Consider the following 14,475-nt stretch of genomic DNA (forward strand, 5'->3'; position numbering starts at 1 on the left):
GGTGATGGCCGAGACACTTACCCAAGGCTCAGCGGAGGGTCCCGCTCGCTTGTACGAAGCCCATCCAGGCGGCGGGGGTGAAGGCAAGGGCCGGGCCGTGCGGGTCCTTGCTGTCGCGGACGGCGACGATGCCGGGCAGGTTGTCGGCGACTTCGACGCACTCGCCGCCGTTGCCGCCGCTGCGGGTGCTCTTGCGCCAGTTTGCGCCGGTCAGGTCAACCACGGTGAACCTCCCCGATGATCTTATTGATCAGTTGGAACGATTGTCCCTCATCAAGGCTGCGGTCGAGCAGCCCCGCCCAGACCTTCTCGTAGGCGGCAAATTCGGCGGGTCGGTCGAGGTACAGCGAGCCCGTCCACGATTCGCTATAAACCACCGGCGGCTCAGGAGTGCTTCGGTTGCCGAGCGGAAAGTCCAGAAGAACGAATTCGCCGCCCACCGCACCGTAGTGAGGGCCGGCGGCGAGCTGCAAGATCCGAATCGACACGTTCGGCAGCCGGGTCATCGCCATGAGGTGATGGAGTTGCCCGGCCATGGTTTCGGTGTCGCCCACCGGCCGCAGGAGCACCGACTCGCAGAGCACCACCTGCACCTGCGGAGCCCGGGGCAGGCGACGGGTCAGTAGGGACTGGCGTTGCAGGCGCAGTTCGACGGCACGGTCCCGGTCGTCGTCGCTCATGTCGGGTTGGTCGATGCGGTAGATGCCCCGGGCGTAGTCCCGGCTCTGGAGGATGCCGGGCACGAGACTGTTCTTGAAGAAGCGGAGTCTCGACGCGGCGGATTCGAGACCCACGTACAGCTCGAACCATTCCGGGACGGCGTCGCCGTACGCGTGCCACCACCCCTTCGCCCTCGTCTCACCAGCCAGTGAGATAAGCGCCCGGGTCAGTTCGCTGGTCGCCCCGTACAGCTCGCACATCGCTCGGACGTCGACGCCGCGCACCGAGCCGAGCCCGCTCTCGATCCGCCAGACCTTCTGCCGGCTGCATTCCAGCGCTTCGGCGACCGCGTCGAGGGTCGCTCCCGCCTCGGTGCGCAGGTCGCGTAGCGCCCTGCCGAGCTGGCGTCGGGGCACCGTCGAGCCCATGTCATCGGCCACCCGGCTCTCCTTCCTGTGTTGAGTTTTGCAACATCCCGAGAGCCGTTCTGCAACAGGGGAATGTTGCACACAATTATCGGAACAGTGTGAGCGGACATTCATTGCGATGGTGATTCCGACCCTACAAGATTGGTCCGACAACGGCGATGGACGCGCAATTCCCACGCCGCTGAACGTCGAGCAACTGCGAGGAAGGGTGGTGCTGCTATCGTGCGCGCGTTTCTCTGTCATCTCCGGGCCGAGCCGCCCCGGCCCGTCAGCAGACGCCAGTGCAGCCGGCGGACCCGCACGGATCTGGCGGCCCGTCCGTGAGCGCCCGGTGGGTGGCGCACCTGCCGTTCACCGCCGCCGATCTGCCCGCCGCTCAGCACTTCGCCGGCGCCCTGGCCCGCTCCCTGACCTTCCTGTCCGAGGTGGACGCGGGCGAGACCACCGTTTCCGCCGAGGACGCTCAGGGCGTACGCCATCGGGTGTTCTGCGACCTGCCGCTCGACGGCGGCCGACGGTGCGTGCGCCGCGTCGAGCACGACGGTGACTGCGCGGCCCGGCGGTATCGGTGACCGCCGCGCCCGTCGTCACCTGCCCCGACTGCGACGGGATGACTTTCACCCTGGACCCGTGCCGCTGCACCACCTACGGCGACCGGTTCCTCGCCGACGGCGACCTCCCCGGCCCGCCTCGCGAGGCGTACCGGGCTTGCGAGCAGTGCCGGGGCGCGGGCAGCGTCGCGCACCCCTGTTATCGCTGCGACCGGCGCGGCCGGCGACGGGCGCAGCTCGTGGTTACGGTCGCCAACCTGGACACCGGCGCGGTCGCGTCCCACCAGGTCGTGCCCGGTGGCCTCGACCCCCACCGCGACCCGGCGGGTCGCTGGGGGGTCGACCTTGCTTCCCGAGTACGCGAACTCGCCGCCAGCGTCGGCGCGGTCGTGACCGACACCGACGCGCCGTCGCTGTGGCTGTCGGAGCAGTGGCGACCCGACCTGCCCGCGGCCGCTCGGCACGAGCTGGAGGCCCACGCCATCCTGCGGGCTGATTACGCCTCGTGGCGGCTGGTGCTGGGCCGTTCCACCGCCGCGCCCACCGTCGATCCGGCAGCACGACTGGCTCGGCTGTGCGCGTTGGCCGACCTGTTGCTGCTCGACCTGGTCATCGAGGCCCGCCAGCAGGGCACGGGGTTCGGTTGGACCGTCCGGTACGAGGTGCCCGGCTCCCCGGTGCCGTCCGGGTCGCCCGGCCGTTGGCGGCACCTGCTGGAAGCGCTGACCCACACCGACGTTGGCGACGCGCTCACCGGCCTCGCCGAGCGCGGCCTGGCCGTCCCCGCCCGGCTGTTGCATCCCGATTGGCCGCGCCCGCCCGTCGCCCCGGCCGTGGACGTCGACCAGCTCGAACGGCGCGTCCTCGCCGACTGCGTCGACCCGGCCGGCGGCGAGGAGCTACCCGGCGCGCAGGCCCTCTGGCGGGACGGCCGCTGGTGGCACACCACCCTCCGCCCCGGCGACCCGGTGGAGATCCTCGTGGAGCAGTCCACCGGTCAGGTGGTCCGTCGGGTTCACGTGTCGTTGAGCCGCGGCTACGAGGCACCCGATCCGTCCTGGCTGGGCGAACCCGCCACGTGGCGTCCCTGCCCGGACTGCCGGCCCGGAAGTCGGCTGCGCGCCTGCGACTGCCTGCTCGGCGGTCGCCCGGCCGACACCGACTGCCCGCACTGCTGTGGTGCCGGCTTACGCCCGTCGGCGCTGCGCTGCTTCACCTGCGGCGACACCCACCGCCTGCACCAGGCCGTGCTGGTCACCGTCACCGACCTGCGGCACCGGGTGGTGCACCTGACCTGGCAGGCCGGCACGCCGGAGGTGGCCCCTTTGGTCGCAACCCAGCCCAACGGTCGGCCCGTGATTCAGCTCCCCGACCGGTACCGGCTCGGCTCCTGGGCCACCGTCCTCGGTGCGCGACCCGAGGACCTCCGCGACGCAGATGGCGGGCACGACCTCGACCGGAACTTGCGCGACGGGTACGTCACGCTGCCCTGGGCCGGCGCCGACCCGGTGGGGGAGCACGTGCGCAGCGCCGGAAGGGGCACCGCAGCGGGTCGCCTGATCGTGGTGGCGGCACCCCCGGACGCGCCGCCGTTGCCCGAGCTGCTGCGGCTCACCCTAGGCCTCGACCTGGCGCTCGTGGTGGCCCTATGCGACAGGCGGCACAACACAGGCGACCCGTTGCTGGCCGACGGCCTGCGCTGGTCGGTCGAGGTGAAGCCGCGCGACGCACCCGTCCTCCCCGACGACCTGCCCTATCGGCCCAGTCTGGCGGCCGCCCTCGCTTGGTGCCGGGAAGGTCTGACCGACGCGGTCGCCAGCGCAGCCCCTGCCAATCCGGCGGTCCCGATCCCGATGCCGTGGTCGGGGCCGCGCGCCATCGTTGCCGACCCGGTGGCGAATCTGGTGCGGCTCGCCGCTCGGCACGCCGGGCAGGCAGTCACCGTGCGCTTCACCCGCGCCGGCTGCGCGGTGCACCGACACGACGACGACGGCGTACGCCTCCTCGCCGAGGGCCCCGACCTGCGTGATCTTCGGTTGGCCTGAGGCCGGTCCGACGCGTTGATCGACACGAGATCGCCGATATCGCGGTGTCCGAGTGGGCTGGATACCGCGACATCGGCGAAGTCGCGTTGATCAAGCGGCCGGAGGCCGCGCGGGCTTACTCGGGGACGCGGCGGTAGGCGCCGTCGCTGGCCGAGGTGGCCATCGAGGCGTACGCGCGCAGCGCCGCCGACACCGGACGCTGCCGGTCGGTCGGGGTGTACGGCTTGTCGCGCTTCTCCTCGGCGACCCGTCGTGCCTCCAGCTCGTCCTCCGGCACGTTCAGGTTGATCGACCGGCCCGGGATGTCGATGACGATCTCGTCGCCCTCGCGGACCAGGGCGATCAGTCCGCCGGAGGCGGCCTCGGGGGAGGCGTGGCCGATGGAGAGACCGGACGTGCCGCCGGAGAAGCGGCCGTCGGTGAGCAGCGCGCAGGACCGGCCCAGCCCGCGACCCTTGAGGAACGAGGTGGGGTAGAGCATCTCCTGCATGCCGGGGCCGCCCTTGGGACCCTCGTAGCGGATCACCACGACGTCCCCGGCGACGACCTCCTTGGCGAGGATCGCGGTGACGGCGTCGTCCTGCGACTCGTAGACCTTCGCCGGGCCGCGGAACGTCAGGCAGTCGTCCGGCACCCCGGCGGTCTTCACGACGCAGCCGTCCGGGGCCAGGTTGCCGTGCAGGATGGCGAGGCCACCGTCGGCGGAGTACGCGTGCTCGCCGTCCCGGATGCAGCCCTCGGCGGCATCGGTGTCGAGCGTCGACCAGCGGTTGGTGGTGGAGAAGGGCTCGACGGTACGCACCCCGCCCGGTGCGGCGTGGAACAGCTCGACCGCCTCCGGCGTCGGCGAGCCACCGCGCACGTCCCAGTCGGTCAGCCACTGGGCCAGCGACGGGGAGTGCACGGCGTGGACGTCCCGGTTGAGCTGCCCGGCGCGGTCCAGCTCGCCGAGGATCGCGGGGATGCCACCGGCGCGGTGCACGTCCTCCATGTGGTACTTCGGGGAGTTCGGGGCCACCTTCGCCAGGCAGGGCACCCGCCGGGAGATGGCGTCGATGTCGGCGACGCCAAAGTCAAGCTCCGCCTCGCGGGCGGCGGCGAGCAGGTGCAGCACCGTGTTGGTGGAGCCGCCCATGGCCACGTCGAGGGCGACCGCGTTCTCGAAGGCGTCCTTGGAGGCGACCGTGCGCGGCAGGACGGAGTCGTCGTCACCGTCGTACCACCGCTTGGAGATCTCCACGACGGTCCGGCCGGCCTCGACGAAGAGCGACCGGCGCGCGGCGTGGGTGGCCAGCGTCGAACCGTTGCCGGGCAGCGCGAGCCCGATGGCCTCGGTGAGGCAGTTCATCGAGTTGGCGGTGAACATGCCGGAGCAGGAGCCGCAGGTCGGGCAGGCGGAGCGCTCGATCTCGCCGAGCTGGTCGTCGGTGACGGCCTCGTTGGACGAGGCGATCATCGCGTCGATCAGGTCGATCTTGCTGTGGACGATGCCCTCGATCGCCGCCGTCTTGCCGGCCTCCATCGGACCGCCGGAGACGAAGACGGTCGGGATGTTGAGGCGCAGCGCGGCCAGCAGCATCCCCGGGGTGATCTTGTCGCAGTTCGAGATGCAGACCAGGGCGTCCGCGCAGTGCGCGTTGACCATGTACTCCACCGCGTCGGCGATCAGCTCGCGGCTGGGCAGGGAGTAGAGCATGCCGCCGTGGCCCATCGCGATGCCGTCGTCGACCGCGATCGTGTTGAACTCCCGCCCGACGCCGCCGGCCTCGGCCACCGCGTCGGCGACCAGGCCGCCCATGTCCTTGAGGTGTACGTGACCCGGCACGAACTGGGTGAAACTGTTGGCGATGGCGACGATCGGCTTGCCGAAGTCGTCGTCGGTCATCCCGGTGGCCCGCCAGAGGGCCCGGGCGCCGGCCATCGTCCGACCGTGTGTGGACGTCCTCGATCGCAGCTCAGGCATGCATACCAGCATGACACCGCCACCGCCCGAACCCCTGGGGAGATGGGCCGTGTCCCAACAGTTGCACATCCGGCCTCCCACGACGTGCGCTCATCCGGCACTCTTGATGTCGTGCATCTTCCCCCGGGCATGGTCGCCGTCGCGGCGCTGAGCGGGCTGGTCGCGGTCGCGGCCACCGCGCTGCTGACCGTGGTCGCCCGGCGGCGCACCGGGCCGCGCCGACCGGCGCACGTGCTGCTCGTGGCCGCCGCGGGTGTGTCGGTGGTCAGCCTGCTGGCCGGGCTCGCGGCCGTGCTGTCGGCGAGCGACCACTGGGCTCACGAGCAGGGGCAGCGCACCGGCTGGGCGACGGCGGCGGCGATCGGTATGGCGGTGGCCGGCCTGGCCTTCGCGGCTGGGCTGCTCCGACTGCCGGGGGTCGCCGCGACCGCCGCGGGGACCGCCCGGCTGGCGCTGGACGGCGTCACCGTGGCGGCGGCGCTGTGGTTCGTCGGCTGGGTGCTCTTCTCCGAGCCGACCCGGCTGCTCGGCGCCGCCACCCCGATGGCCTGCCCGGCGATCCTGGTGACGACGGTGAGCGCCGCGCTCGGTGCCGGCCTCGCCGTGATCGTCGTGTTCCGCGCTGCCGCCCCGCGTCACCGGCTGGGTGTGCTCGCGGCCGGCAGCACCGCGGTGAGCTGCGGCGGGTTGGGCCTCAGCGCGGGGCTCTGCCAGGCCGGGCCGACGATGGCGCTCACCGGCGCGGCGGTGCTGTCCGCCGGTCTGCTGACCGTCGCGCTCGCGGTGCGCCGGGTCGACCAGCCGGGTGAGGTCGCGCTGGACCTCATCGGCCGTGACGGCGAGTACGCGCTCGCGCCGATGCTGGCGATGGCGGCCTCCGCGATGTACCACCTGCTCCAGGACGGCCGCTTCACCGCGCCGGGCATCCTCGCCGGCAGCGTGGAGGGCTTCGCCCTCGTCGCCCGGCACTACCTCACCCTCAAGGACGTCCGGGACTACGCCGGCCGGCTGGCTGAGCGGGAGGCGCATTTTCGTGAGCTGGCACACACCGACCCGTTGACCTCGTTGGCCAACCGGCGCGGGCTGCTGCGGGCGTTGCACGCCGGCGCGGCGGCGGGCACGCCATGTGTCCTGCTCGGTCTGGACCTGGACGGCTTCAAGAACGTCAACGACATGCGTGGCCACGACGTGGGTGACGCCGTGCTGGCCGAGGTGGGTCGCCGGCTGCGCGGCAACCTGCGCCCGGGCGACGTGGCGGCCCGGCTCGGCGGCGACGAGTTCGCCGTGCTCATGCCGGCCCAGCCCGTCGAGGCGGACCGGGTGGCCGAGCGGCTGCTCGGGGTGCTCAACCGGCCGTACGACCAGCCGGAGGGCCCGATCTTCCTGTCCGTGAGCATCGGGGTGGCCGGATGGTCCTCCGATCCGGACGTGGAGCTGCTCCTGCGCCACGCCGACCTGGCGTTGCGTTACGCCAAGCAGCGCGGCAAGAACCGGATCGAGCGCTACGACGCCGCGTACGACCAGTTGCTGCGTCGCCGCACCACCGTCGAGCACGAGCTGCGGGGCGCGATCGAGCGCGACGAGCTGCGGCTGGCCTTCCAGCCGGTGGCATCGCTGCCGTCGGTCCGGCCGGTCGGCGCCGAGGCGCTGCTCCGCTGGCACCATCCCGAGCTGGGCAACGTCCGACCGGACGAGTTCATCCCGCTCGCCGAGGAGTGCGGCATGATCGCCTCACTCGGCGCCTGGGTGTTGCACCAGGCCTGCTACCAGCTCTCCCGTTGGCTCGCCGACGGGCACGACGTCTGGGTCTCGGTGAACGTCTCGCCGCGGGAACTGCACGCCCGGGAGTACGTGGTCCAGGTCGCCGAGGCCCTGCGTGCCCACCACGTACCGCCGCAGCGGCTGGTGCTGGAGGTCACCGAGCACGCGGTCGCCACCGATCTGGACGAGCTGATCCGGCGGCTGACCGCGCTGCGGCTGACCGGCGTACGGATCGCGCTCGACGACTTCGGCGCCGGGTACTCGTCCCTGGGTCAGCTGCGCCGGCTGCCCATCGACATCCTGAAGATCGACCACAGTCTGGTGGCCGAGCACGAGCCGGTGCATCCGGTGGGCCAGGACGGCCCGGCGTTCGCGCCCATGGTCGACATCGTCATGCGGCTGGGGCACCAGCTGGGCATGGAGGTCATCGCCGAGGGGGTCACCACGCCGACCGAGTTGGCCGCGGTGGTCGCCGCGGGGTGCCGGTTCGGGCAGGGCGCGCTGTTCGGCTGGGGGGTGCCCGCAGAACACCTGGAGGCGATGCTGGAGGCGGCCACGTCGCCCGGTGCGCGTCCCGGCCCGTTGCCCGCTCAGCGCCGGGGTTCCGGCGGGTCCGGGCAGGTCATGCCGCCTGGTGGCGGCGCGGCGTCGACCGACGCGCCGCCCTCGGTTAACCAACATGTGGGATCAGTTGACTCATCGCGTGAGATGCGTCAGGCTTAGCCGCATGTCGTCGTACCGGTCGCTGCGAGTACTTATCTGAGCGCACTCTCCTCCGTCGAGAGTGCGCTGGCCCCGTGCATCTGCACGAGGGCCGTTTTTATTGCCGTCGGAACCTGTCGCGACGGGCCCACGCCCACGTCGCATCGCTGAACAAGCCCCAGCCACTCCAGCCGAAGGCCAGAACCACCATGACGAGACCCACGCCCGAGACCCTCGCCCACACCGCCCGACGGGCCCGCGCGTCCGCCGACCCGGCCACCGCCGACCCCGCCGCCGCGCGCGCCGCGGCCACGCCGGCAGTTCCGGCCGTACGGACATCCGCTCCGGCCCAGGTCTCCGGCGCCGGCTCGCTGGTGCGGTCCCTGGAGGCGCTCGACGTCGACGTCGTCTTCGGCATCCCGGGCGGCGCGATCCTGCCGGCGTACGACCCGCTCTACGACTCCACCGTCCGGCACATCCTGGTTCGTCACGAGCAGGGCGCCGGGCACGCGGCGACCGGGTACGCGCAGGCCACCGGCAAGGTCGGCGTCTGCATCGCGACCTCCGGCCCGGGTGCGACCAACCTGGTGACGCCGATCGCCGACGCGTACATGGATTCGGTGGCGATGGTGGCGATCACCGGCCAGGTGGCGCGCCCGTCGATCGGCACCGACGCCTTCCAGGAGGCGGACATCCAGGGCATCACGCTGCCGATCACCAAGCACAACTTCCTCGTGCAGACCCCCGAGGAGATCCCGCAGGTGCTGGCCGAGGCGTTCCACCTGGCCAGCACCGGTCGGCCCGGCCCGGTGCTGGTCGACATCCCCAAGGACGTGCTCCAGGCGTCGACCACCTTCAGCTGGCCCCCCACGCTGGACCTCCCCGGCTACCGGCCGACCCTGCACCCGCACGGCAAGCAGATCCGCGAGGCGGCCCGCCTGCTGGCCGGCGCCCGCCGGCCGGTCCTCTACGTGGGCGGCGGCGTGCTCAAGGCCGGTGCCACCGACGGGCTGCGTCGACTCGCCGACCTGACCGGCATCCCGGTCATCACCACGCTGATGGCGCTCGGGGCGTTCCCCGACTCGCACCCGCAGCACCTGGGGATGCCGGGCATGCACGGCACCGTCGCGGCCGTGTACGGCCTCCAGAAGGCCGACCTGATCGTCGCCCTGGGCGCGCGTTTCGACGACCGGGTCACCGGCAAGCTCGACTCGTTCGCCCCGGACGCGACGGTGGTGCACGCCGACATCGACCCCGCCGAGATCGGCAAGAACCGGCACGCGGACGTCCCGATCGTCGGTGACGCCAAGCACGTCATCGACGAGCTGATCGCCGCGGTGACCGTCGAGCGCGCGGGCGGCCGCGTCGCCGACCTGAGCGACTGGTGGACCCAGCTCGACGACCTGCGCAACCGCTATCCGCTGGGCTACGACGAGCCGTCCGACGGCACGCTCTCCCCGCAGTACGTCATCAAGCGGTTGGGAGAGATCGTCGGCCCCGACACGATCTTCGTGGCCGGGGTGGGGCAGCACCAGATGTGGGCGTCCCAGTTCATCTCCTACGAGAAGCCGTACACCTGGTTGAACTCCGGCGGTCTCGGCACGATGGGTTACGCGGTGCCGGCGGCCATGGGCGCGAAGGTCGGCAAGCCGGACACTGTGGTGTGGGCGGTCGACGGCGACGGCTGCTTCCAGATGACCAACCAGGAGTTGGCGACCTGCGCGCTGGAGGGCATCCCGGTCAAGATCGCCGTGATCAACAACGGTAATCTCGGCATGGTCCGGCAGTGGCAGACGCTGTTCTACAACGAGCGCTACTCCAACACCGAGCTGGGCACCCACAAGCACCGCATTCCCGACTTCGTCAAGCTCGCCGAGGCGCTGGGCTGCGTGGGACTGCGCTGCGAGACCGCCGACGACGTGGACAAGACGATCGCCGCCGCCATGGAGATCAACGACGTGCCTGTCGTGATCGACTTCGTGGTCGGCAAGGACGCCATGGTCTGGCCGATGGTCGCCGCCGGCACCAGCAACGACGAGATCATGTTCGCCCGCGGCGTCCGCCCGGTCTTCGACGAGGATGACATCTGACCATGAGTGAGCGAAGCGAACGAATCATCAAGCTCAGTGATGCGGGTCGTCAGGGCGCGACCGGGCGAAGCGAGGTCGTGGCATGACCATGCACACTCTGTCCGTGCTCGTGGAGAACAAGCCCGGCGTGCTCGCCCGGGTGTCCGGCCTGTTCTCCCGGCGCGGGTTCAACATCGACAGCCTCGCCGTCGGCGAGACCGAGAACCCGGACGTCTCCCGGATCACCATCGTGGTCAACGCGGAGTCGTCCCCGCTGGAGCAGGTCACGAAGCAGCTCAACAAGCTGGTCAACGTGCTCAAGATCGTTGAGCTTGACCCGCAGGTCTCGGTTGCCCGGGAGCTGCTGCTGGTGAAGGTCCGCGCCGACCGTGCCGCACGGTCCCAGGTGCTGGAGACCGTCAACCTGTTCCGCGCCCGGGTGGTGGACGTCGCACCGGACACGCTCACCATCGAGGCCACCGGCACGCCGGACAAGCTCGACGCGCTGCTGCGCGATCTCGAGCCCTTCGGCATCAAGGAAATGGTCCAGTCCGGACTGGTTGCCATCGGGCGCGGCTCGCGTTCGATCACCGCCGGTCCCGCGCTGCGGGCCGCCTGACCCATCCGCACAGACCACGACGGGCACTCAGGCCGTCGTACGAAAGGGAAGTTCTCATGAGCGTTGAGGTTTACTACGACGACGATGCCGACCTCGGCCTGATCCAGGCCAAGAAGGTCGCGGTGATCGGTTACGGCAGCCAGGGCCACGCCCACGCGCTGTCGCTGCGCGACTCCGGCGTCGACGTGGTGGTCGGTCTGCCGGAGGGCTCGAAGAGCCGTCCCAAGGCCGAGGAGCAGGGCCTGCGGGTACTCACGCCGGCAGAGGCCTCGGCCGAGGCAGACGTGATCATGGTGCTTGCACCGGACACCGCCCAGCGCAAGATCTACACCGAGTCGATCGCCCCGAACCTGGCCCCGGGCAAGGCGATCTTCTTCGGCCACGGTTTCAACATCCGCTTCGGGCTCATCAAGCCCCCCGCGGAGGTGGACGTGGCGATGGTGGCGCCGAAGGGCCCCGGCCACCTGGTTCGTCGCCAGTACGTCGACGGCAAGGGCGTGCCCGTCCTGGTCGCCGTCGAGCAGGACGCCAGCGGCAACGCGTTCGCGCTCGCCCTGGCGTACGCCAAGGGGATCGGCGGCACCCGGGCCGGCGCGATCAAGACCACCTTCACCGAGGAGACCGAGACCGACCTCTTCGGTGAGCAGGCAGTGCTCGCCGGCGGCGCGACCGCCCTGGTGCAGGCCGGCTTCGAGGTGCTCACCGAGGCGGGCTACGCCCCGGAGGTGGCCTACTTCGAGTGCCTGCACGAGCTGAAGCTGATCGTCGACCTCATGTACGAGGGCGGCATCGCCAAGATGCGGTACAGCATCTCCGACACCGCCGAGTACGGCGACCTGTCCCGTGGTCCGCGCATCGTGGATGCCCGGGTCAAGGAGGAGATGCGCAAGATCCTCGGTGAGATCCAGTCCGGCGAGTTCGCCCGCGAGTGGGTCGCCGAGGACGAGGCGGGCCGCCCCAACTTCGCCAAGTGGCAGGCCGAGGGCGCGGCGCACCCGATCGAGGAGACCGGTAAGAAGCTGCGCGGCATGATGAGCTGGGTCGACCGCCCGATCACCGAAACCGCCTGACCGCACCGCAACACCCACGGTTCCCCGGCCCCGGGTCGCGCTCTCCCCAGCGCCCCCGGGGCCAACCCGCCGCCCCCCCCGCGCCCCCGCGCCCCGCCCCCGCGCCCCCGCCCCCCGCCCTCGTCGATCTTGCACTTTCGGATGGCGATTTGTGGGGCAGTGCCCTTTACGTCGCCACAGCAAGTGCAAGATCGACGAGGGCGGGGTGAGGGCGGGGTGAGGGCGGGGGTGAGGGCGGGGTGAGGGCGGGGACGAGGGCGGGGTCGGGGGTAGGGGCGAGGGTGGGGTTGGGGTGGGGTGGGGTGGGGTGCGTTTCGGGGTGGTGAACGGCTGATGTCGGTCACTTGACCGGGCGTGTGAGGGCACTCACCCCGAAGACCGGAACACGCCGGCCAGCGCGGCCCCTACGATCGCGGGTAGGTGCGCTGAGCCGGCACCTGACGGCCACGGCACGGATCAGCACGGGGTGCAGTGCGGCGCCCCGCCACCCGCGCCGATCGCAAACACGACGTCTACGAGGACCGATGAATCCTGTCGTACTGATCGCCGAAGAACTCGCCCCCGCCGCCATCGAGGTGCTCGCTCACGACTTCGACGTCCGTCACGTCGATGGCACCGACCGTCCGGCCCTGCTCTCGGCGCTCTCCGAGGCCGACGCCGTCATCGTCCGCAGCGCGACACAGATCGATGCCGAGGCGGTCGCCGCCGCGCCGCGACTCAAGGTGGTCGCCCGTGCGGGCGTCGGACTCGACAACGTCGAGGTGCCGGCAGCCACCGCGCGGGGCGTGATGGTCGTCAACGCACCCACCTCGAACATCGTCTCCGCCGCTGAGCAGGCAGTCGCACTGCTGCTCGCCGTGGCCCGCAACACCGCCAGCGCCAGCGCGGCGCTCAAGGCGGGCGAGTGGAAGCGGTCCAAGTACACGGGTGTCGAGGTGCAGGGCAAGACCGTCGGTGTGGTCGGGCTGGGTCGCATCGGGGTGCTCTTCGCGCAGCGCATCGCGGCGTTCGGCACCCGGCTGATCGCGTACGACCCGTACATCCAGCCGGCCCGTGCCGCGCAGCTCGGCGTACGACTGGTCGGGCTCGAGGAGTTGCTGCGCGAGAGCGACTTCATCTCGATCCACCTGCCGAAGACCCCGGAGACGGTCGGCCTGATCGGCGAGAAGGAGTTGGCGCTCGTCAAGCCCGGCGTCCGCATCGTGAACGCCGCACGCGGCGGCCTGGTCGACGAGCAGGCGCTCGCCGACGCCATCGCCGAGGGGCGGGTCGCCGGCGCCGGCGTCGACGTGTACTCCAAGGAGCCCTGCACCTCCTCGCCGCTGTTCGCCTTCGACAACGTGGTGGCCACCCCGCACCTGGGCGCCTCGACGCACGAGGCGCAGGACAAGGCCGGTCTGGCGGTGGCCAAGAGCGTGAAGCTGGCGCTGCAGGGCGAGTTCGTTCCGGACGCGGTGAACGTCCAGGCCGGCGGCGTGGTCGCCGAGGACGTCCGCCCGCTGCTGCCGCTCGTCGAGAAGCTGGGTCGCGCCTTCACCGCCGTCGCCGGCGGGGTCGCGGCCAGCGTCACCGTCGAGGTTCGCGGCGAGGTCGTCAGCCACGACGTGTCGGTGCTCAAGCTGGCCGCGACGAAGGGCCTCTTCAGCTCGGTCGTCGAGGATCAGGTCACCTACGTCAACGCACCGCACCTGGCCGCCGAGCGTGGCGTGGAGGTCACCCTGGACAGCCAGGCCGAGACCGCCGAGCAGCCCACCCTGGTCACGGTGCGCGGCGCTCTGCCGGACGGTCGGGCGGTCAGCGTCTCCGGGACGGTCAACCACACCGGCACCCGTGACGTTCCGCGGCTGACCGAAGTGGACGGTTTCGACGTGGAGATCGCCGCCGAGGGCATCCTGCTGTTCCTGCGCTACGCCGACCGGCCGGGTGTCGTCGGTACCGTCGGCACCCTGCTGGGCGAGTCGGGTATCAACATCGCCGCGATGCAGGTGGCCCGGCGCGAGGCGGGCGGCGAGACGCTGATGACCCTCACCGTCGACCAGGCGCTCGGCGCCGACCTGCTGACCTCGGCGGCCGACTCGATCGGCGCGACCGCTGCCAGCGCGGCGGACCTGCGCGACGAGTAGTCCGTCGGCCGGCGGCGCGACAGGCACGCACGGCAGCACCACGGGGGGCCCGGCGACAGCGCCGGGCCCCTTCGTCGTACGCCGGGAGGTGTTCCGCCCGGGGAGTGGTCAGTGCGTCAGTCGGGCCGGGGGCGGGTAGACCGAGCCGTCCTGGGGGTCGAAGAGCATCAACCCGTGCTCCCCGGCCAGCCGCTCGATGTCCAGCAGTACCTGGTCCGCGCAGGTCGGGTGCAGGTTCAGCTCGACGTGATCGTGGGCGGCGTGCAGCGGCGCGACAGCCCAGGGGCTGTCCGGGCCGGGGTGACGGTCCGGATAGGACGCGGTGATCGCCCGGTAGAAGCCGACGACGCGCGGGTCCGGGTATCGGTCCACGTGCCGCCCCTGCCGGCAACCGTCGACCGCTGCCCGCACGTCCTCGGGCGTCGCCCCGTCCTCCAGGGCCCACACACTCAGATCGAAACTCACGGCGGACAGCGTGCCATCC

At 71.4% G+C, this 14,475-nt stretch carries 11 protein-coding genes; 7 read left to right on the top strand and 4 right to left on the bottom strand.

The annotated features are described in order from the left end of the window. Window positions 1–28: 28 nt before the first annotated feature. Both ABZU91_RS01325 and ABZU91_RS01330 read right to left on the bottom strand, forming a co-directional pair. Entirely contained in the window at window positions 29–223 is a 195-nt protein-coding gene (locus ABZU91_RS01325) for a DUF397 domain-containing protein (protein ID WP_355232949.1), read from the bottom strand. Continuing rightward, window positions 216–1,100: a helix-turn-helix transcriptional regulator gene (locus tag ABZU91_RS01330; RefSeq protein ID WP_355232950.1), complete on the bottom strand. Its 885-nt coding sequence runs from the start codon at window positions 1,098–1,100 to the stop codon at window positions 216–218. Before ABZU91_RS01330 ends, ABZU91_RS01325 begins: the two co-directional genes overlap by 8 nt. 308 nt (window positions 1,101–1,408) lie before the next feature. On the opposite strand from ABZU91_RS01330, the gene ABZU91_RS01335 reads away from it, so the two are divergent. Both ABZU91_RS01335 and ABZU91_RS01340 read left to right on the top strand, forming a co-directional pair. Next, a complete protein-coding gene (locus ABZU91_RS01335) occupies window positions 1,409–1,660 on the top strand; it encodes a hypothetical protein (RefSeq protein ID WP_355232951.1) in 252 nt (83 codons plus the stop codon). Further along, window positions 1,657–3,684, top strand: coding sequence for a hypothetical protein (locus ABZU91_RS01340; RefSeq protein ID WP_355232952.1), 2,028 nt, complete (start codon window positions 1,657–1,659; stop codon window positions 3,682–3,684). The genes ABZU91_RS01335 and ABZU91_RS01340 overlap by 4 nt, the downstream gene beginning before the upstream one ends. Before the next feature lie 115 nt (window positions 3,685–3,799). On the opposite strand, the gene ilvD is transcribed toward ABZU91_RS01340, so the two are convergent. Beyond that, entirely contained in the window at window positions 3,800–5,647 is a 1,848-nt protein-coding gene (gene ilvD / locus ABZU91_RS01345) for a dihydroxy-acid dehydratase (protein ID WP_355232953.1), read from the bottom strand. Window positions 5,648–5,758: 111 nt separating this feature from the next. Here ilvD and ABZU91_RS01350 point away from each other — a divergent pair, with 111 nt between their 5' ends. The 5 genes from ABZU91_RS01350 to serA all read left to right on the top strand — a co-directional run bounded on the left by ABZU91_RS01350 (window position 5,759) and on the right by serA (window position 13,991). Then, window positions 5,759–8,131 carry an EAL domain-containing protein gene (locus ABZU91_RS01350; protein WP_355232954.1) on the top strand — a complete coding sequence of 791 codons (2,373 nt, stop codon included), beginning with the start codon at window positions 5,759–5,761 and terminating at the stop codon, window positions 8,129–8,131. Between the two features lie 188 nt (window positions 8,132–8,319). Continuing rightward, window positions 8,320–10,200, top strand: coding sequence for an acetolactate synthase large subunit (locus tag ABZU91_RS01355; RefSeq protein WP_355232955.1), 1,881 nt, complete (start codon window positions 8,320–8,322; stop codon window positions 10,198–10,200). 82 nt (window positions 10,201–10,282) lie between these two features. After that, window positions 10,283–10,798 carry an acetolactate synthase small subunit gene (ilvN, locus tag ABZU91_RS01360; RefSeq protein ID WP_007456364.1) on the top strand — a complete coding sequence of 172 codons (516 nt, stop codon included), beginning with the start codon at window positions 10,283–10,285 and terminating at the stop codon, window positions 10,796–10,798. A 56-nt stretch (window positions 10,799–10,854) separates the two neighbouring features. Next, window positions 10,855–11,868: a ketol-acid reductoisomerase gene (gene ilvC, locus ABZU91_RS01365; protein ID WP_355232956.1), complete on the top strand. Its 1,014-nt coding sequence runs from the start codon at window positions 10,855–10,857 to the stop codon at window positions 11,866–11,868. A gap of 524 nt (window positions 11,869–12,392) precedes the next feature. Next, complete coding sequence (serA, locus tag ABZU91_RS01370) at window positions 12,393–13,991, top strand: phosphoglycerate dehydrogenase (protein WP_355232957.1); 1,599 nt, start codon at window positions 12,393–12,395, stop codon at window positions 13,989–13,991. Between the two features lie 108 nt (window positions 13,992–14,099). Here the strand turns inward: serA and ABZU91_RS01375 are convergent, their stop codons facing one another. Then, window positions 14,100–14,456, bottom strand: a complete 357-nt coding sequence (locus ABZU91_RS01375; protein WP_355232958.1) for a hypothetical protein — start codon at window positions 14,454–14,456, stop codon at window positions 14,100–14,102. Window positions 14,457–14,475: the final 19 nt, after the last annotated feature.

Origin of the sequence: Micromonospora sp. NPDC005174, from assembly GCF_040608495.1 — a bacterium.
GTDB lineage: Bacteria > Actinomycetota > Actinomycetes > Mycobacteriales > Micromonosporaceae > Micromonospora.

What these genes read in the sequence shown, in the direction of transcription:
- ilvD (WP_355232953.1), bottom strand. Translation starts at nt 5,647, where the DNA reads ATGCCTGAGCTGCGATCGAGGACGTCCACACACGGTCGGACGATGGCC.
- ABZU91_RS01355 (WP_355232955.1), top strand. Translation starts at nt 8,320, where the DNA reads ATGACGAGACCCACGCCCGAGACCCTCGCCCACACCGCCCGACGGGCC.
- ilvN (WP_007456364.1), top strand. Translation starts at nt 10,283, where the DNA reads ATGACCATGCACACTCTGTCCGTGCTCGTGGAGAACAAGCCCGGCGTG.
- ilvC (WP_355232956.1), top strand. Translation starts at nt 10,855, where the DNA reads ATGAGCGTTGAGGTTTACTACGACGACGATGCCGACCTCGGCCTGATC.
- serA (WP_355232957.1), top strand. Translation starts at nt 12,393, where the DNA reads ATGAATCCTGTCGTACTGATCGCCGAAGAACTCGCCCCCGCCGCCATC.